This window comes from Acetobacter sp. DmW_136, from assembly GCF_008690365.1.
In the GTDB taxonomy this organism is placed as follows: domain Bacteria; phylum Pseudomonadota; class Alphaproteobacteria; order Acetobacterales; family Acetobacteraceae; genus Acetobacter; species Acetobacter oryzifermentans.
In genome coordinates, this window is sequence record NZ_VHON01000013.1 from 55397 (window position 1) to 74687 (window position 19291).

At 53.9% G+C, this 19291-nt stretch carries 14 protein-coding genes; 12 read left to right on the forward strand and 2 right to left on the reverse strand.

All coding sequences use genetic code 11. The annotated features are described in order from the left end of the window. Positions 1-50 precede the first annotated feature (50 nt). Positions 51-539: a thioredoxin-dependent thiol peroxidase gene (bcp, locus tag FKW31_RS05230; protein ID WP_063353849.1), complete on the forward strand. Its 489-nt coding sequence runs from the start codon at positions 51-53 to the stop codon at positions 537-539. Between the two features lie 27 nt (positions 540-566). On the opposite strand, the gene FKW31_RS05235 is transcribed toward bcp, so the two are convergent. After that, positions 567-971 carry a hypothetical protein gene (locus FKW31_RS05235; RefSeq protein ID WP_063353850.1) on the reverse strand — a complete coding sequence of 135 codons (405 nt, stop codon included), beginning with the start codon at positions 969-971 and terminating at the stop codon, positions 567-569. Between the two features lie 199 nt (positions 972-1170). Next, positions 1171-2454 (reverse strand): MFS transporter, encoded by a 1284-nt coding sequence (locus FKW31_RS05240; RefSeq protein WP_150178002.1) that lies wholly within the window; start codon positions 2452-2454, stop codon positions 1171-1173. Between the two features lie 235 nt (positions 2455-2689). On the opposite strand from FKW31_RS05240, the gene FKW31_RS05245 reads away from it, so the two are divergent. The 11 genes from FKW31_RS05245 (at position 2690) to rpoB (ending at position 19202) form a co-directional block, all read left to right on the forward strand. Then, positions 2690-3961, forward strand: a complete 1272-nt coding sequence (locus FKW31_RS05245; protein ID WP_063353852.1) for a DNA recombination protein RmuC — start codon at positions 2690-2692, stop codon at positions 3959-3961. Positions 3962-3964: 3 nt separating this feature from the next. Beyond that, a complete protein-coding gene (locus tag FKW31_RS05250; protein ID WP_006116065.1) occupies positions 3965-4696 on the forward strand; it encodes a response regulator transcription factor in 732 nt (243 codons plus the stop codon). Next, positions 4683-6074 (forward strand): ATP-binding protein, encoded by a 1392-nt coding sequence (locus tag FKW31_RS05255; RefSeq protein WP_150178003.1) that lies wholly within the window; start codon positions 4683-4685, stop codon positions 6072-6074. Before FKW31_RS05250 ends, FKW31_RS05255 begins: the two co-directional genes overlap by 14 nt. A 97-nt stretch (positions 6075-6171) precedes the next feature. Beyond that, complete coding sequence (locus FKW31_RS05260) at positions 6172-9345, forward strand: efflux RND transporter permease subunit (RefSeq protein ID WP_035351625.1); 3174 nt, start codon at positions 6172-6174, stop codon at positions 9343-9345. Then, positions 9342-10694 carry an efflux RND transporter periplasmic adaptor subunit gene (locus FKW31_RS05265; RefSeq protein ID WP_063353853.1) on the forward strand — a complete coding sequence of 451 codons (1353 nt, stop codon included), beginning with the start codon at positions 9342-9344 and terminating at the stop codon, positions 10692-10694. Before FKW31_RS05260 ends, FKW31_RS05265 begins: the two co-directional genes overlap by 4 nt. After that, on the forward strand, positions 10691-12301 hold the full coding sequence (locus tag FKW31_RS05270; protein WP_150178004.1) for an efflux transporter outer membrane subunit: 1611 nt from the start codon (positions 10691-10693) through the stop codon (positions 12299-12301). Before FKW31_RS05265 ends, FKW31_RS05270 begins: the two co-directional genes overlap by 4 nt. A 104-nt stretch (positions 12302-12405) precedes the next feature. Continuing rightward, positions 12406-12840, forward strand: a complete 435-nt coding sequence (gene rplK, locus FKW31_RS05275) for a 50S ribosomal protein L11 (RefSeq protein ID WP_003622680.1) — start codon at positions 12406-12408, stop codon at positions 12838-12840. A 4-nt stretch (positions 12841-12844) separates the two neighbouring features. After that, positions 12845-13537, forward strand: coding sequence for a 50S ribosomal protein L1 (rplA, locus tag FKW31_RS05280; RefSeq protein ID WP_035351622.1), 693 nt, complete (start codon positions 12845-12847; stop codon positions 13535-13537). A 279-nt stretch (positions 13538-13816) separates the two neighbouring features. Then, a complete protein-coding gene (rplJ, locus tag FKW31_RS05285; protein WP_003622686.1) occupies positions 13817-14335 on the forward strand; it encodes a 50S ribosomal protein L10 in 519 nt (172 codons plus the stop codon). A gap of 100 nt (positions 14336-14435) precedes the next feature. Further along, on the forward strand, positions 14436-14810 hold the full coding sequence (rplL, locus tag FKW31_RS05290; RefSeq protein ID WP_003622688.1) for a 50S ribosomal protein L7/L12: 375 nt from the start codon (positions 14436-14438) through the stop codon (positions 14808-14810). 219 nt (positions 14811-15029) lie between these two features. Continuing rightward, positions 15030-19202, forward strand: a complete 4173-nt coding sequence (rpoB, locus tag FKW31_RS05295; protein ID WP_035351617.1) for a DNA-directed RNA polymerase subunit beta — start codon at positions 15030-15032, stop codon at positions 19200-19202. Positions 19203-19291: the final 89 nt, after the last annotated feature.

Genomic DNA, 19291 nt, shown 5'->3' on the forward strand with positions numbered 1-19291 from the left:
TCCTGCACGTTCACTTTGGCGTAAGAGATTTTAAAAGAAGGAAAACAAGCATGACGGAAAAACACACGCTTCAGGTAGGTGATGCCGCGCCTGCGTTTGATATGGAAGCAAGCGGTGGCCGTAAGGTGACGTTGGCAGATTTTAAGGGCAAGCCGTTTGTTCTGTATTTCTACCCCAAGGCAGATACACCCGGATGCACAAAAGAAGCCTGCGGATTTAACGAGGCCCTAAAGGATTTTGATAAAGCCGGACTAACCGTTATTGGCGTTTCGCGCGATCCGGTTAAAAAGCTGGATGCTTTTGCTGCCAAATATGATCTGACATTTCCCTTGGCATCAGATGAATCTGGCAGCGTGACAGAGGCCTATGGCGTGTGGGTGGAAAAAACCAATTATGGCCGCCAGTATATGGGTATTGAGCGCACAACCTTCCTGATTGGGGCGGATGGCAAAATTGCGCATATCTGGCCCAAGGTTAAGGTGCCGGGCCATGTTGAAGCTGTGCTGGAAGCTGCCCGCACATTGGCGGGCAGTGCCTGATTTTTTACTTTCAGGCTGTAGCTTCCTTTACCATGCTTGGTAATATCCGCGCGGGCCGTAATAGCCGTAACCGGGGCCGGGCATAACTGGCACAGCGGGCACCACGTAAGCTGTTGGCGGCGGCGGAGGGGGCGGCGGTGGTGCGTAAACTACAGGCGGGCCACCAGCTATTGTGGCGCCAGCCAACGCCCCTACGGCCAAGCCACCAATAAGGGCACCTGCAATGGCACCGCCACCGGGGCCACGATGATGGTAATAACCACCTCTGGGGCCACCCCAACCGGGGCCGCCCGGTCCGCCACGTGGGCCACCACCCCAACCTGGTCCGCCCATCATATGTGGGCCGGGTTGTGCCTGCGCCATCGGCACGCTTGCCAAGCCAAGGCCCGTAATAACGGGCAGGGCCATAAGAAGTTTGGTAATCTGGCGCATGAAATGAGCCTCCTTGAAACAGGATTACACCTGCGTTCTTTGTCTCATCTCAAATAATGGCGTGTCTTATGGCAAATTAAAGGCGTATCCGCGGCGTTATTTTGCAATCTGATTTTATGAAACAACAAGGCCCGTACTTGATTACCCGAAATGGGCATGCTGCTTTTTTAACAAAGAGCAACATGCCGTGCACCGAATATCAGGAGCGTGCAGACGTACCGGTTGGCGCGGTAATGCGGTCTGTCTGTTTTAAACGCAAAACCGTAAACAGGGTTACGGCCGCACAGATGGAAACATATCCGGCAAACCAGTTTTCGTGCCCGATCTGTTTACACCACAGGGCAATATATTCCGTGGTGCCACCAAAAATGGAAACCGTAAGCGCATAAGGCAGGGCCACACCCAAAGCGCGAATACGGGTGGGAAAGAGTTCTGCTTTTACAATGGCGTTAATGGATGTGTAGCCAGAGGCAATAAACAGCGCCGTAACAATCAGGGCAAAAGCCGTCCAAGGAGATGAGGCCCCCGCAAGCACATGCAGCAGCGGAATGGTGCCAAATGTTGCGCCAAAGCCAAAAAACAGCAGCAATGGCTTGCGACCAATTTTATCTGAAAGAGCCCCAAAAACTGGCTGCATGGCAGCAAACACCACAAGGCTGGCAGTAGAAATAAGGGTTGCTGTTTCCTTAGGAAAACCCAGCGTGTTGGCCAGATATTTCTGCATGTAAATGGTGTAGGTATAAAAGGCCACGGTGCCACCAAGGGTAAGGCCACATACCGTTAATACAGCCCGCCAATGGTGCAGAAGAACGCGAATGCCGCCTTTTTCTTCTTCTGTATGCGCGTTTTTAAAGCTGTCACTTTCTGTCATCTGGCGGCGTAGCCAGAACACCAGCACAGCACCCAAAGCACCCATCAGAAACGGCACACGCCAGCCCCAGCTTGCAATTTGCTGGGGTGTAAGCAGCACGTATTGCATGAGCAGGAGCAGAACAAGGGCGAGCAGTTGGCCCATAACCAGCGTAACATACAAAAAACCAGACCAGAATCCGCGGTGCTCGGGTGTGGCTACTTCTGCCAGATAGGTGGCGGATGCTCCGTATTCTCCCCCAAGGCTTAGGCCTTGCAACAGGCGGGCAATTAACAGGAGCAGCGGAGCGGCAAGGCCGATCTGGTCATATGTTGGGCATACGGCAATGGCCAAAGACCCTAAACACATTGTGAGCACCGAAATGGTGAGTGCGCTGCGTCGGCCATACCGATCTGCCGCCATACCCAACAGCCACCCACCCACAGGGCGCATAAAAAAGCCCACAGCAAATACCGCAGCCGCATTTAGCAGCTCGACCGTGGGGTTGCCGTGCGGGAAAAAGGCATGCGCAAAGTAAATGGTGAAAGAGGAATAAACATACCAATCAAAATATTCCAGCAGGTTGCCTGCGGAACCTGCCACAATGCCGCGGATGCGTTGTGCCGTGTTCACTCTATTGTTCTCCTGTCCGGAAAGGGCACGGTGTTATTTAAATCCGCGGCCTGAATGACGTGTTTTTATTGGCCTGCCACACAGCGTATGTTCTGCACGCAAGGCAGGCTAAGGGGTAGGTCATACCATTGCCGGTGGTCGATTGTCATTACGGTGCCGCGATAAAGCTGTTCTGGTGGGCATTCTATGCGTTTCTGGTGCTTGCTCTTGTTGCGGACATAAGACAAAACGGGGCATGAGTTCTGTAATTGTTCTTTTAAGTGTTGCTGTGTGCGCCTTGTTGCTGGGGGCGGGTCTTGTTGTGGTGCTGCGCCCTAAAGCAGGAGGTGGCACGGATGCAGATTTGCTGGCCCGGCTGTATGTTCTGGTAGAGCATGAGAGCGCGACGGCACGTTCCGAGAGTGCCGCGCAACGCAATGGCATGATGGAAATGGAACGCGCCATGGGTGGGCGTATTGAGCGCATGCGCACGGAGCTGGCGGAACAGCTTGGTGCATTGGCCGGAGGTCTGGGGCGAGAACAGGCGGAGGCCCGTGCCGCTCAGGCCGAAGCCCTGCGCAATCTGGCGGATACATCTGCCCAGCAGTTGGCCTCTATCCGGCACGCGGTTACGGAGCAACTGCACGAAGCTGTAGAGCAGCAGATGCAAACTTCGTTCCAGCGTGTGTTGGAGCAATTTTCCGCCATGCAAAAAGCCATGGGCGAAGTAAGGGCCATGACGGGCCAGATTGGAGACCTCAAGCGCCTGTTCAGCAATGTCAAAACCCGTGGTGGCTGGGGGGAAGCCCAGCTACGCGCCATTTTGGATGATGTACTGCCACCCGGCACGTATGAAAGCAATGTGCGGATTGGCAACGGAAACGATGTGGTGGAATTTGCCATCCGCATGCCTGTTAAATCCAGCACGCCTCCGCTTTTGCCTGTGGATAGCAAATTTCCCACAGAAGCCTATGAGCGGCTGCTCAACGCTGCGGATGAAGGTGATGCAGCGGCAGAAAAAGCTGCACGTAAATCTCTGGAAAACACCATGCGGGTGGAAGCGCGCAAGATTTCCAGCAAATATATTCACCCACCCAAAACGGTGGAGTTTGCCGTACTGTATCTGCCCACAGATGGGTTATATACAGAAGTGGCACGTATGCCGGGGCTGATTGATGAACTGGGGCGGCAGTTTCGGGTTATGGTTATGGGGCCTGCTCTTATGCCAGCCATGTTGCGCACAATCCATCTGGGGTACGTTACACTTGCGCTGGAAGAGCGGACAGAAACCATTGCGCGCCTGCTGGGGGCCACGCGGCAGGAAATGATCAAGATGGATGGCGTGCTGGATAAACTGGCACGAAATGCACAGGCCATGTCTTTTTCTATCGAGGAAGCCCGTAGGCGCACACGTTCGGTTAGCCGCAAGTTGCGTGAACTGGATGAACCGGAAGACAATGCCGCCGGAATAGAAGAGTCTGAAATTGAATTTACTGGTGTTGATTCAAATGGAGCGGCATCAGTGTAAAAGATGAATGGAACAGCGGATATGCTTAAGGAAGATGCCGATTTTTTCTCACCCAATGGGAAAGCGGTGCTTCTGGTAGAAGATGACAGCACCATAGCCGAGGAAATTGCAGCTGAACTGACAGCCCGCGGTTTTAAAGTGCTGCACGAAGCCACAGGTGATGCCGGGCTGGAAGCTGCCTTACGGTTAGAAGCAGACGTTATGGTGGTGGATCGTCTTTTGCCCGGTCTGGATGGTTTAAGCGTGATAGAAACCATGCGCCAGCAGGGCATACGCCTGCCTGTACTGGTGCTTTCTGCCCTTTCTGCGGTGGATGATCGGGTAACAGGCCTTAAGGCTGGGGGCGATGATTATCTGACCAAGCCCTTCGCCATAGAAGAGCTTGTGGCCCGGATAGAAGCCCTGTTGCGTAGGCCGGATGATACGCGCAGCACCAAGTTGCATCTGGGCCCAATTGATATGGATCTGATAGAACGCCGCGTCTGGCGCGATGGGCGGGAAATAGAGCTGTTGCCGCGTGAGTTCCGTTTGCTTGAATACCTTATGCGCAGGCCGGGGCAGGTGCTTACACGTTCCATGTTGCTGGAGGATGTGTGGCAATATCGGTTTATTCCGCGCACCAATCTGGTGGATGTGCATATTGGCAAGTTGCGGCGCAAAATTGATGGGCCGGGAGAGGAACCGTTGATCGAAAGTATTCGCGGAACGGGATTCCGGCTGCGTGTTCCTGACTGAACTTTTTCGCACAGCTACTTTCCGCATCACCCTTATGGCGCTGGCCGCCATGGCGGGGGTGATGGTCATGCAGTTTGGTCTGGTTTACGCGCAGCTTGAGGCCGTGGAATCGCGCCGTTCCACCGAGTTGCTGAAAGGTGAGGCCGAACTGCTGGCCCAGATGTCTCCCGAGCATCTGGAATACGTTATCCGCCGCCGTGCCACGGATGATCTGCGGCTGATTATTAACAGTGCTGGGCTGTTTGATTCCGGGCATGCTCTTATCGCAGGGGATTTGCGCACTTGGCCCAAGGGCCTAAAGGCAGATGGCAAACCCCACAATGTAGAAATTTACCCCGAAGAAGGGGATTCGTACCCCTTGCGTGTGCTGGCGGAAAAACTGCCAGATGGCACCATTCTGGTGTTGGGGCGCAGCTTCCATCTGCTTTCCGAACAAAAGCTCATGTTGCGCCACACCATGCTGGTGGCGGCTATTCCTACCTTTGTGTTTGCGTTGTTTCTGGGCATCGTGCTCAGCCATCGTGCTCTTTCCCGCGTGAAGGAAATGCACGAGGCCATAGACCGCATTATGGCCGGAGATATCCATGAACGTTTGCCCGCTGCCAAGGAACGGGATGATCTGGAACGCTTGGCCGGTAGTGTAAACCGTATGCTGGATCGGCTGGAGCGGTTGATGGACGATATGCGGGAAGTAGGGAATGATATTGCGCATGATTTGCGCACCCCGCTTTCTCGCATGCGTGCCAGATTGGAGCGGGCTCTTTCTGCTTGCGCAGAGCCAGAGGCGCTGGAGGCGGCCGTAGGGCGTGCTGTAGATGATCTGGACCAGTGCATGGGTATTATCACTGCGTTGCTGCGTATTGCGGAAATAGAAAACAGCCGCAGAAAAGCAGGCTTTGGGCAAGTGCTTTTAGCCGATCTGGTGGCAGACGTATTTGATTTGTATGAACCCATAGCTGAAATGGAAGATAAAGTGCTGGTTACAAAGGAGGGGGAAGCCCCCTGCTTTGTATGGGGGGATCGGCACTTGTTGATCGAGCTTTTGGCCAATCTGGTTGATAATGCCATAAAGTTCACACCAGAAGGTGGGCGCATTATGCTTGGCTCGCAACGCATCAACGGTGCGGCATCTCTGTTTGTTACGGATACGGGCGTAGGTATTGCACCGGCTGAAAGAGAAGCTGTTCTTTCACGCTTTTATCGGTCGGACAAAAGCCGCCACGTACCGGGGAGTGGGCTGGGGCTTAGCCTTGTGTGTGCCATTGCGCATCTGCACGAAGCCCATGTCACCATTGAAACAGGGGCGGAGGGTGTTGGCACCTGTTTCAGAATTACCTTTCCATCCGCTTTTTTACAAAAGGTTGAAGATTGCACGTAATGATGTTGGCGGGCCGCAGATATGTATGTAACGATAAAACCATGCCAAATCTGCCTGTCTGCAATGCAGCGTCTCTAACTGTGCAAGGTTGGAGCGCATGAACGAAATTGTCGTTACCGCGCTTAAAAAGCCGTATACGTTTGTGGTGCTTTCCATCCTGATTCTGGTGTTCGGAATCAGGGGAATATTCAATACGCCTACAGACGTATTTCCCAGCATTCGTATTCCTGTTGTGGCAGTGGTCTGGACCTATACGGGCCTGATGCCAGAGGATATGTCTGGCCGCGTCGTGTATTATTACGAGCGCGCTCTCACCGCGACCGTGAATAATATCGAACATATCGAGAGCCAATCGTATTATGGCCGCGGGATTGTGAAGATCTACTTCCAGCCCGGTACAGATACATCTGTGGCGCAAACCCAGATTACCTCGGTATCGCAGACAGTTATCAAGCAGATGCCCACGGGCTCTACACCACCGCTGGTGTTGGCTTATAACGCATCCTCTGTGCCGGTTGTGACGTTGCAGGTGTCTTCCACCTCCATGACGGCCTCACAAATTTACGACATGTCCTCCAACCTTATCCGTCCGGCGCTTGTTTCCGTGGCGGGGGCTGCCATTCCCAACCCGTACGGCGGGCAGCCGGGTAATATCATGGTGGATCTGGACCCGGTAAAACTGCTGGCGCATCGGCTTTCCCCGGTTGATGTCTCTCGCGCGTTGAACAGCCAGAACATTGTGCTGCCTGCGGGGGATCAGCGCATTGGCCCGTTTGACTGGATGGTGCAGACCAACGCCTCTCCCAAAAACATGGAAGAGCTGAACATGATCCCCATCAAACAGGTGGGGGATGCCGTGGTGCGGTTGCAGGATGTGGCATGGGTGCATGCAGGCGGCCCGCCACAAACCAACCTTGTGCTGGTTAAAGGGCAGCAGGGCGTTCTGATTGTTATTATGAAAAGTGGCGATGCCTCTACGCTGGATGTTGTGGCGGGGGTTAAAAAGCTGCTGCCGGGCATTGTAAAAACCCTGCCAGAGGGCGTGAGCATCAAGATTTTGAATGATGCCTCTACCTTTGTGAAGGAATCCGTGCAGGACGTGGTGCGTGAAATGCTCACCGCTGCGTGTCTCACCGGGCTTGTGGTGCTGCTGTTTCTGGGCTCTTGGCGTTCTACCGTTATTATTGCCACCTCCATTCCGCTGGCCATGCTGTGCTCGGTTATTGGGCTGGGTTGGGCCGGGCAGACCATCAATGTCATGACACTGGGCGGCTTGGCGCTGGCCGTGGGGATTTTGGTGGATGACGCCACGGTGATGATCGAAAACATCGACGCGCATCTTGAGATGGAAAAGGATCTGGAAACGGCCATTATTGATGCCGCAAACCAGATTGTTATCCCCACCTTTGTATCCACCATGTGTATCTGCATTGTGTGGATGCCGCTGTTCCAGCTTACGGGTGTTGCGGGCTGGCTGTTCATGCCCATGGCAGAAGCCATCATTTTTGCCATGATCGCCTCCTTTATCCTGTCCCGAACACTGGTGCCCACCATGGCCAAATACATGCTGGCGGCACAGGTGGCCGCACATGCACATGGCCCGCAGGAGCCCAAAACCATTTTTGGCCGCTTTCAGCGTGGGTTTGAGCATAAGTTCGAGCAGTTCCGGCATCGCTATCACGAGCTGCTGTCTCATTTGGTGGCAACGCGTGGTACGTTTGTGCCGGTGTTTGTGCTGTGCTCGCTTGGTTCCTTGGGGCTGCTGTTCTTTGTGGGGCAGGATTTCTTTCCCGAAGTGAACTCAGATGCCATTGCCCTGCATATGCGTGCGCCCATTGGCACAAGGTTGGAAGAATCCGGCAAGATTTCCCAGCTTGTGAATGATGAGATCGAACGCACATTGCCGGGGCAGGTAGAAGGGTTGGTTGATAACTGCGGTCTGCCCTTCAGCCCGTTGAATCAGGCTTATATTCCAACGCCAACAGTGGGCACGCAGGATTGCGATATTACGGTTTCACTTAAAAATCCGGCATCTCCTGTGGCCGAATATCGGCGGCTTTTGCGCCATAACCTGAACATGAAGTTTCCCGGCACGCAGTTTTCCTTCCTGCCGGGGGATCTGACAGCCAAAATTCTGAACTTTGGTTTGCCATCACCTATTGATGTGCAGGTGGTTGGGCGCAATCTGGCGGACAATTTCCGATTTGCGAACCGTCTGGCAGAACGTCTGCGCCATGTTACGGGCCTGACAGACGTGTTTGTGCAACAGCCCATGACAACCCCCACACTTATGGTGAATACCCGCCGTACTTACGCGCTGGGAACTGGCATTACAGAATCCGATGTTGCCAATAACGCACTGGTTTCTCTGTCCGGTAGTTCTCAGGTGGGGCAGGTTTACTGGTTGGATACCAAAACCGGTGTTTCGCATCTGATTGATATTCAAACGCCAGCGCCCTTCCTCCAGACCATGAATGATCTGGAAATTACGCCTGTTGATAAAGGGGATGGCAACCCATCTGGCCAAGATCCGCAAATCTTGGGTGGGTTGAGCAAGATCGATCAGATCGGCACCCCGGCGGAGGTGGCGCATTACAATATCATGCCGGTGTTTGATATTTACGCCACGAATGAGGGGATAGACCTCGGCACGGTCTCACGCGAGGTGTCGCGTATTGTAGATGAAGTGCAGGGTGACCTGCCGCATGGCTCCTCCCTCAGTGTGCTGGGGCAGGCTGTTACCATGAACAGCGCTTACGCCCAGTTGCTAGGTGGCTTGGCCATGTCTGTGCTGTTGGTTTACCTGCTGATTGTGGTGAACTTTCAGTCCTGGTTGGACCCGTTCATCATCATCACCGCGTTGCCCGGCGCACTGGCTGGTATTTCATGGAGCCTGTTTCTAACGCACACCACGCTTTCCGTGCCAGCCCTTACAGGGGCCATTATGTGCATGGGTACGGCCACGGCCAATGCTATTTTGGTTGTAGCTTTTGCGCGTGAACGTCTGGAAGAACATGGTGATGCCATTCAGGCCGCGCTGGAAGCTGGGTTTGAGCGTATTCGCCCAGTGCTGATGACAGCCTCCGCCATGATTATCGGCATGTTGCCCATGTCTTTAAGTAACTCGCAAAACGCACCCTTGGGTAAGGCCGTTATGGGCGGCCTGATAGTGGCAACAGTTGCCACTCTGCTGTTCGTACCCTGTGTTTTTGCCATGCTGCACACACGTAAAAAACCGCATGAAACCGAACAAGAGGAAGCTGCCGCATGACCCAAGAGCATCCAGACGCTTCAGGGCCTCAATCTCCCACGCCGGCTGGCAGCACACGTAAACGCAAAATCGGGTTTGTGGCTGTTGGCGGGGTTGCCATCCTGCTGGCAGTGGTGGGTATTGTTCAGCGCCATACGCAGTACGTTAATCTGGCGCACGAAACGGCACATAACGCTATTCCATCCGTGCAGGTTATCTACCCCCAGCCGGGCCCGGATGAACGCACTCTTTCCCTGCCTGCCAATATAGCAGCATGGTATCAGGCACCCATTTATGCGCAGGTCTCTGGCTACGTGAAAATGTGGTACAAAGATTTCGGTGCCAAGGTGAAGGCGGGCGATGTGCTGGCCGAAATTGATACACCGGGGTTAGATGCTCAATTTGCAGCAGCTAAAGCCAACCTGAATGTGGCGTTGGCGCGGTATAAGCTGGCCCAGATTACAGCAAAACGCTGGAAGGCCCTGCAAGGCACGCAAGCTGTTTCTCAGCAGGAAGTGGATGTGCAGGCAGCCAATGCAGAAGCCCAAAAGGCCGAGGTAGAAGCAGCGCAGCATGATGTAGAGCGTTATGCTGCGCTGGAAGCGTTCAAAAAAATTGTTGCGCCTTTTGATGGCGTTGTGACATCGCGCTTGGCGGATGTGGGGGATTACGTCAACGCAGGACGTGGGGATGTAGATGCTCACGGCAATGCCACCGAATTGTTTAGTGTGGCGGATGTGCATGCCATGCGTGTGTTTGTAGCCGTGCCGCAAGATTATGCAGATATTATCTCCCCGCGGTTGGAGGCAGATTTAAGTATTCCGCAATATCCTGAACGCACATTCCGGGCACATTTTCTGGCCACGGCTTCGGCCTTTAATGCATCTACCCGTACCGTTACAACAGAACTTACACTGGACAATAAATCTGGTGAACTCTGGCCCAATTCCTACGCCACAGCCACGTTCCATGCTCCCGGTGATACGGAAGAGCTGATTTTGCCACTGGGTGCTATTGTGTTCAGGGCGGAAGGCACGCAGGTTGCGCTGGTGGATGATACCAACCACGTGCATCTGGTGAATGTTACCCTAGGCACCAACTTCGGAACCACGGTGCAGATTCTGCGTGGTGTGAAGAAAACGGATCGGGTGATCAACAATCCATCTGCTGGGCTGCTGGATGGGCAGGAAGTGCGCATTGTTAAAGGCACACCCGGCTATAACATGCCCAGCACGCCGCCAGCCGTTAAAAAAGCAGAACCCAAAAAGCCAGCGCCTCCCACCAAATCATCCCAAGGGGAAGATGGGGATGACACCCGCGCGATGCCTGATGATAACGCGGATATGTCTGAAGCTGGGGCCCGCCCATGAGGAAAGGGAACATTCTGCCGCGTAAAGTTACACATATTCTGTTGGTAGGGGTGGCAACATCGGCCTTGGTGGGCTGCGATATGGCACCCCGCTATAAGCCTGCGCAATTTGTGCTGCCCGATAACTGGAGCGGGCAGGGCGTGATGAAGCCCGCCCACCCATCGGATGATGCCATTCGGTCCGATTGGTGGACAATGCTGGGTGATCCGGAACTCAACCGGCTGGAAGATCAGGCCATGCGCCTGAACCCGGATTTGCAGGCGCAGGCAGAGGCGTTCATGCAATCGCGCGATATGGCAGCGGAAGCCAAATCCCACCTTTACCCGCAGTTAAATGGGGCGGCGAGTGGGGCCAAATATAAAGGCTCCCAACACCGGCTATGGCGTGGAGCTGGGGCAACCGGGCCGATGTATATGTCGTCCGAGCAGTATTCGGCCACCGCAACGTGGGAGCCGGATTTCTGGTCTGCCATCCGCAACCGTATCCGTATGGCCAAGCAGGGTGTGCAGGAAGATGCCGCAAATTATGCCTCTGCACGCTTGAGCCTTCAGGCAGAACTGGCATCGGATTACGTTATTCTGCGTGGGTTGGATGCGCAGGATGCGGTGTATAAGGATTCTATCCGGTATTATCAGACAGCCGTGCAAGTTACGCGCATGCGTCTGGCTGGGGCCATTGCGCCGGGTATGGATGTTTCCCGCGCAGAAGCTCAGCTTTACACCACGCAGGCGCAGGAAACCGATATTCGCACCCAGCGTGATGTTATGGAACACGCTATAGCCGTGCTGGTTAATCAGGCTCCGGCCTCATTCCATATCGCGCCGGTTACAAAGCTTACGTTTGAGGAAAAAGAACCACCTATAGCGCTGCCATCCACTTTGCTGGAACGCAGGCCAGATATTGCCGCAGCAGAACGGCGTATGGCACAAGCAAACAGAGCCATCGGTGTGTCTCGCGCCGCGTTTTATCCGCACGTTACGTTTAACGCCATGACGGGCTTTATGGATAACGGGTTCGATCTGGCTTCGTTGTACAACGCTATGTATCAGTTTGGGGCACAAGCAGTGCTGCCGTTGTTCCAAGGTGGTTTGCGGCGTGCAGAATTGCAGCGCACGTGGTCGGGTTATCGGCAAACGGAAGATATTTACCGCAGCACGGTGTTAGATGCCTTTCAGGAAGTGGAAGACAATCTCACGCGCACCAATCGTTTGAAAACGCAGGTTAAGCAGGAAAGCAACGCCGTAGATGCCGCCTTGCGCACGCAGGGCATGACTATGGCGCTCTATACTGGTGGCCTAACCAATTATCTGGATGTTGTGGTGGCGCAGGTGGCGGCGCTGAATGCCCGCATTTCATTAGTGCAGGCGCAAACCCGACAGGTGGATGCGCGTGTGCAGCTTGTGCGTGCCCTTGGTGGTGGGTGGTCTCGTAGCCAATTGCCGCACGGTGAGGAAACCATCATGCCTTTCAAGCCCTTGCAGTATGAAAACCTGCGTCATGCAGCGCCTTTGGGTGGCATTAGCACCCAGACAGATCCGCTTTCCAATGATCTGACAGGCGGCATGAAAAATACACAACCACTTGACACGCAGCCAGCGCCCCGGTAAGCGCGGCACTTCTGATCGGAACGCGGGAGATTCTTGTCTGCGCCCTGTGCGTGGTGTGGAATCGAGAGAACCGCGGTTCGGGTTCATTTTGAGGAGTCCCGGATATGGCCAAAAAAGTTGTTGGCTACATCAAACTTCAGATCCCCGCTGGTAAGGCTAATCCTTCCCCGCCGGTTGGTCCGGCACTGGGTCAGCGCGGTCTGAACATCATGGAATTCTGTAAGGCATTTAACGCCAAGACCCAGGGTCTTGAGCCGGGTATGCCGATTCCTGTGGTTATCACCGCATATGCAGACCGTACGTTCAGCTTCATCACCAAAACCCCGCCGAACACCTACTTCCTGCTGAAGGCCGCCAAAATTTCCAAAGGCAGCCAGACAGTTGGCAAGGGTGGTAGCGTTGGTAAAGTGACCATGAGCCAGCTTCGTGAAATTGCTGAACAGAAACAGCAGGACATGAACGCAAACGATCTGGATGGCGCAGTGCGCATGCTGATCGGCTCTGCCCGCTCCATGGGCATTGATGTGGTGGAGGGCTAATATCATGGCAAAGAACAAGCGTATCGCTGCTGCACGTGCCAAGATTGAAGCTGGTAAAGTTTACGGTATTGATGAAGCTATCGCGCTGGTAAAAGGCAATGCGACAGCTAAATTTGATGAAACCGTTGAAATTGCACTGAACTTGGGCATTGACCCGCGTCATGCAGACCAGATGGTTCGTGGCTTTGTTTCCCTGCCGAATGGCACAGGCAAAACCCTGCGCGTTGCCGTGTTTGCACGTGGCCCGAAAGCTGAAGAAGCTCAGGCTGCTGGTGCAGACATCGTGGGTGCAGAAGACCTGATGGAAAAAGTGCAGGCTGGCGAAATCAACTTCGACCGCTGCATTGCTACGCCTGACATGATGGCTCTGGTGGGCCGTCTGGGTAAGATCCTCGGCCCGCGCGGGCTGATGCCGAACCCCAAGCTGGGCACCGTGACCATGAACGTAAAGGGCGCTGTTGAAGCGGCTAAGTCTGGTCAGGTTGAATATCGCGCTGAAAAGAGCGGTATTGTGCATGCTGGTGTTGGCAAGGCTTCCTTCAGTGAAGACAAGCTGGCTGAAAACGTACGTGCATTTATTGATGCCGTGCAGAAGGCCCGTCCGTCTGGCGCAAAAGGTGCTTACATGAAGAAGGGCGCTCTGTCCTCCACCATGGGCCCTGGCGTTCAGTTGGATCTCTCTGCCTTCGCTGGCTGAGAAAGAATGACGCCGCACTCGCTTTCGGGTTGGTGCGGTGCATGAAGGGGTGGTTACGGCTGCTCCTTCTTCCTGTCCGAGACCGTGCGCAACTTCGGTTTTAATCAGCCTTCGGGTTGGCGAGCGGTAAGACGGGAATGCTGGTTACAGGTCGTATTTACGGCACGCCAGATATTCCGTTTCAAGGACAGGCGAGCGGGTTGCGTTATGTATAACGGAACCTAAAGGGCAACCCGTTCTGTTGGGCGCAAGCTTAATGGAACAAGACGGAGACGGGATTTGAACCGTACGGAAAAGAAGGCCTTTATCGCCTCTCTGGCCGCCGTTTTCGCCCAGACGTCCATGGTTGTAGTCACCCGTAATGACGGGCTGACTGTGGCTGCTGTGACGGAACTGCGGCGTAAGGTGCGTGCAGCGGGTGCGAACTATAAGGTCGCTAAAAACCGGCTGGCAACTCTCGCCCTGGATGGGACCCAGTTCAACGGCATCGCGCCGCTGCTGCAAGGCCCGACCGCGCTTGCGTGGTCTGAAGACCCTGTGGCTGTGGCTAAGGCTGTCGTTGAGTTCGCCAAAACAAATGACAAGCTTGTGCTGCTTGGTGGTTCTCTTGGTTCTCAGGTGCTTGACGCCGATGGAATCAAGGCTCTGGCCGAGCTGCCGTCTCTTGATGCGCTGCGCGCGCAGCTCGTGGGTCTTATCTCCACGCCAGCTACGCGTATCGCCAGCGTTACTCAGGCGCCGGCAGGCCAGCTTGCACGTGTTTTTGGGGCCTATGCCAAAACGGGTGAAGCTGCCTGATTTCATTCCTTTGCATGAAGGAATGTTAAAGAATTTTGCGCTGCCTTCGTGCTTGAAGGTTGCGTTCTGCTAACCAGTATCTATATTAGGAAGTCAAACTATGGCTGATCTTGCTAAGCTTGTTGACGAACTGTCCGCTCTGACCGTTCTTGAAGCTGCTGAACTTTCCAAGCTGCTCGAAGAAAAATGGGGCGTTTCCGCTGCTGCTCCTGTAGCAGTTGCTGCTGCTGCACCTGGTGCTGCTGCTGCTCCGGCTGAAGAAAAAACCGAATTCACGGTTGTTCTGGCTAGCGCTGGCGACAAGAAGATCAACGTGATTAAGGAAATCCGCGGCATCACCGGTCTGGGCCTGAAAGAAGCCAAGGATCTGGTTGAAGGTGCGCCGAAGACCGTTAAAGAAGGTGTCAGCAAGGACGAAGCTGACAAGATCAAAAAGGCTCTTGAAGGCGCCGGGGCAACCGTCGAAGTCAAGTAAGTTTGCCAAATTTCTGATGCATGGCATCAGGGAAATGGAAAAAAGGTTTTCGGGTAGGGGCGCTGTGCCTCTGCCCGTTTGCCTGTTTCGGGTTGATCTGAAACAGGAGCCGGGTAAAACCCGGTATGGGCTTGAGACCAAAATTAGGTCGGACCATCAGGCTCGCGGGATGACCACGGGCATGATGGTCCGAGATAAATGGGCGGGGCAGGAGCGACGATGAACGCAATCACTAAATCGTTCACAGGACGGAAGCGGATTCGCAAAAGTTTCGGGCGGATTCCCGAAATCGCCCCGATGCCGAACCTGATTGACGTGCAGCGTGCGTCTTACGAGACATTTCTTCAGGCAAATGTATCGCCTGATGCACGTACTCCAACAGGTTTGCAGGAGGTATTCCGTTCCGTTTTCCCCATCAATGATTTTGCGGGGCGGGGGCGTCTGGAATTCGTCAGTTACGAATTTGAAGAGCCTAAATATGATGTGGAAGAATGCATTCAGCGTGGTCTGACATATGCCGCACCGCTGAAGGTTATTCTGCGCTTGATCGTGTGGGATGTGGACGAAGATACGGGGTCTCGTTCCATTCGCGATATTAAGGAACAGCCAGTCTATATGGGCGATATGCCGCTCATGACAGATAATGGCACCTTTATCGTCAACGGTACGGAGCGTGTTATCGTCAGCCAGATGCACCGTTCACCCGGTGTGTTCTTTGATCATGATAAAGGTAAAACGCATTCTTCTGGCAAATATCTGTTTGCGGCGCGTGTTATTCCTTACCGTGGTTCCTGGCTGGACTTCGAGTTTGACGCCAAAGATCTGCTTTACGTTCGTATCGACCGTAAGCGTAAGCTGCCTGTCACCACGCTGCTGTATGCGCTTGAAGGTGCAGCTTCTGAGGCTGCACGCAAAGCTAAAGCGGCTGAAGGCGGTGATGTTGACTCTATGGAAATCAAGGGGATGGATGCCAATGAAATCCTCTCCTACTTCTATAATGCTGTCACATTCATAAAAACAGCCAAAGGCTGGGCCCGCCCGTTTGATGCGGATTCTTTCCGTGGCCTCAAGCTGCTGGCGCCGCTGGTGGATGCAGAAACCGGTGAAGTGGTGGCGGAAGCCGAAACCAAGCTGACAGCCCGCATGGTGCGCAAGATCGCGGAAAAAACGCGTGAAGTGCTGGTGGGTGAGATCGATCTGCTTGGCCGTTACATTGCCCATGATATCGTCAATATGCAGACTGGCGAAATCTATGGCGAAGCTGGTGAGGAAATCACTGAAGCACGTCTTGCTGCTTTGGAAGAAGCCGGAATTACGGAACTTCCCCTGCTGGCAATTGACGCTGCTAACGGGCCGTGGATCCGTGATACGCTCACAGTAGATAAAAACAGCACGCGTGATGAAGCGCTGATTGACATCTACCGTGTAATGCGCCCCGGTGAGCCGCCAACGGCTGAAACAGCCGAAGCCATGCTGAATGGCTTGTTCTTTGATCCCGACCGTTATGATCTTTCCGCTGTTGGCCGCGTGAAGATGAACATGCGTCTGGATATGGACGTGCCAGACACAGTGCGTGTGCTGCGTAAAGAAGATATTCTGCGCACCATTAAAACACTGTGCGACCTGAAAGACGGTCGCGGTCAGATTGACGATATTGATAACCTTGGTAACCGCCGCGTGCGCTCGGTTGGTGAACTGATGGAAAATCAGTACCGCATTGGCCTGTTGCGGATGGAACGCGCTATCCGTGAGCGTATGGGCTCTGTGGATATTGATACGGTCATGCCACATGATCTGATCAATGCCAAACCTGCTGCTGCTGCTGTACGTGAGTTCTTTGGTTCTTCTCAGCTCAGCCAGTTTATGGATCAAACCAATCCGCTGTCTGAAGTGACGCATAAGCGTCGTCTTTCAGCGCTTGGCCCAGGTGGCTTGACCCGTGAGCGCGCAGGCTTTGAAGTGCGTGACGTTCACCCAACGCATTATGGTCGTATCTGCCCAATTGAAACGCCGGAAGGCCCGAACATTGGTCTGATCAACTCTCTGGCAACCTATGCCAAAGTGAACAAATACGGCTTTATCGAAACACCTTACCGTCTGGTAAAGGACGGCGTGCTACAGGACGGCTGGAAGTACCTCTCCGCTATGGAAGAGGAAAAGCTGGTTGTTGCGCAGGCCGATGCCAAGGTGAATGATCAGGGTGCGCTTACCAGCGATCTGATTTCTGTGCGTCGTAACGGTGATTTCCGTCTGGTTCCGCCAACGGAAGTAACGGCGTGTGACGTTTCGCCCAAGCAGCTCGTTTCCGTTGCTGCGGCGCTCATTCCGTTCCTGGAAAACGATGACGCGAACCGTGCACTGATGGGTTCCAACATGCAGCGTCAGGCTGTGCCGCTGGTGCGTTCCGATGCACCGTTGGTTGGCACAGGTATGGAAGCCGCTGTGGCGCGTGATTCCGGTGCAACAATTGTTGCCAAGCGCGAAGGTATTGTGGACCAGATTGACGGTGCCCGTATCGTAGTGCGTGCAACCAATGCGGCAGGTTCTACGCAGGGTGTAGATATCTACCGTCTGCGTAAGTATTCCCGTTCCAACCAGTCCACCTGTATTAACCAGCGTCCGCTAGTGCATGTAGGTGACAATGTGCGGGCAGGCGATATTATTGCCGATGGTCCTTCCACAGAGCTGGGTGAACTGGCTCTGGGCCGTAACGTGCTGGTCGCGTTTATGCCTTGGAATGGTTACAACTTCGAAGACTCCATCCTGATTTCCGAACGGATTGCCAAGGATGACGTTTTTACCTCGATCCATATCGAGGAATTCGAAGTCATGGCCCGTGATACCAAGCTGGGTCAGGAAGAAATCACGCGTGATATTCCGAATGTGGGTGAAGAAGCCCTGCGGAATTTGGATGAAGCCGGCATTGTGTATGTAGGTGCTGAAGTTAATCCGGGTGATATTCTGATCGGCAAGGTAACGCCAAAGGGCGAAAGCCCAATGACACCGGAAGAAAAACTTCTGCGTGCCATCTTTGGTGAAAAAGCCTCCGATGTGCGTGATACGTCTCTGCGTCTGCCGCCTGGCACATCTGGCACAATTGTTGATGTGCGTGTGTTCTCCCGCCGTGGTGTGGATAAAGATGAACGCGCCATGGCCATTGAACGTGCGGAAATCGAACGTCTTGCCAAAGACCGTGATGATGAACGCGCTATTCAGGAACGCTCTTTCTATAGTCGTTTGCGTGAAAAGCTTCTGGGGCAGGTTGCTGGCGCTGGGTTCAAGGGTATTCGCTCTGGAACCGAGATTACAGATGCCGTTCTGGATGAACATCCGCGTGCTACGTGGCGTCAGATTGTTGTCGCTTCTGACAGCGTTATGGCGGAACTGGAAACTTTGCGGCGTGAATTTGATGCGGCTATTGCACGTATTCAGGCACGTTTTGAAAGCAAGGTTGAAAAACTTCAGCGTGGTGATGAACTGCCACCTGGCGTGATGAAGATGGTCAAGGTTTTCGTGGCTGTTAAGCGTAAGCTGCAGCCAGGGGATAAAATGGCCGGTCGTCATGGTAACAAGGGTGTGGTTTCCCGCGTTGTTCCAGTTGAAGACATGCCGTTCCTGGAAGACGGCACGGCTGTTGATCTGGTGCTGAACCCGCTAGGTGTGCCTTCACGTATGAACGTGGGGCAGATTCTAGAAACGCATCTGGGTTGGGCTTGCGCTAAAATCGGCCGTGGCATTGGTGACATGGTGGATGAATACCAGCGTAATGGCGAAAAACGTCAGGAACTGCTTGATCGTCTGAAAGATGTGTACGGGGATAAAGTTTACAGCGAAGACATTGCCAATATGAGCAATGATGAGCTGATTGAACTGGCCAATAACCTGCGCAAAGGCGTGCCGATTGCAACGCCAGTGTTCGATGGTGCTTCCATTCCGGATATTGAAGCCATGCTTGAAAAAGCTGGCGTTAATAAATCTGGTCAGTCTCAGTTGATTGACGGGCGCACGGGTGAACCGTTCGAACGTAAAACAACGGTTGGCTACATCTACATGCTCAAGCTGCATCATCTTGTTGATGACAAGATCCATGCACGCTCTATCGGCCCATACTCGCTGGTTACACAGCAGCCTCTGGGTGGTAAGGCGCAGTTTGGTGGTCAGCGCTTTGGGGAAATGGAAGTGTGGGCGCTGGAAGCATATGGCGCAGCTTACACTCTACAGGAAATGCTGACTGTGAAGTCGGATGACGTTTCCGGTCGAACCAAAGTTTATGAATCCATCGTGCGTGAGCAGGATGATTTTGAGGCCGGTATTCCGGAAAGCTTTAACGTTCTGATCAAAGAGCTGAAGTCTCTGGGTCTGAACGTAGAACTGGAGCAGGGGGCCGAGTGACGGTGAATTTCGCCACCACCATCCGTTCTTATTTCAAAGGGGAGGCCGGGGTAGAAACCTCGGCTCCCCGTTTCCCGCTGGGGGCTTCG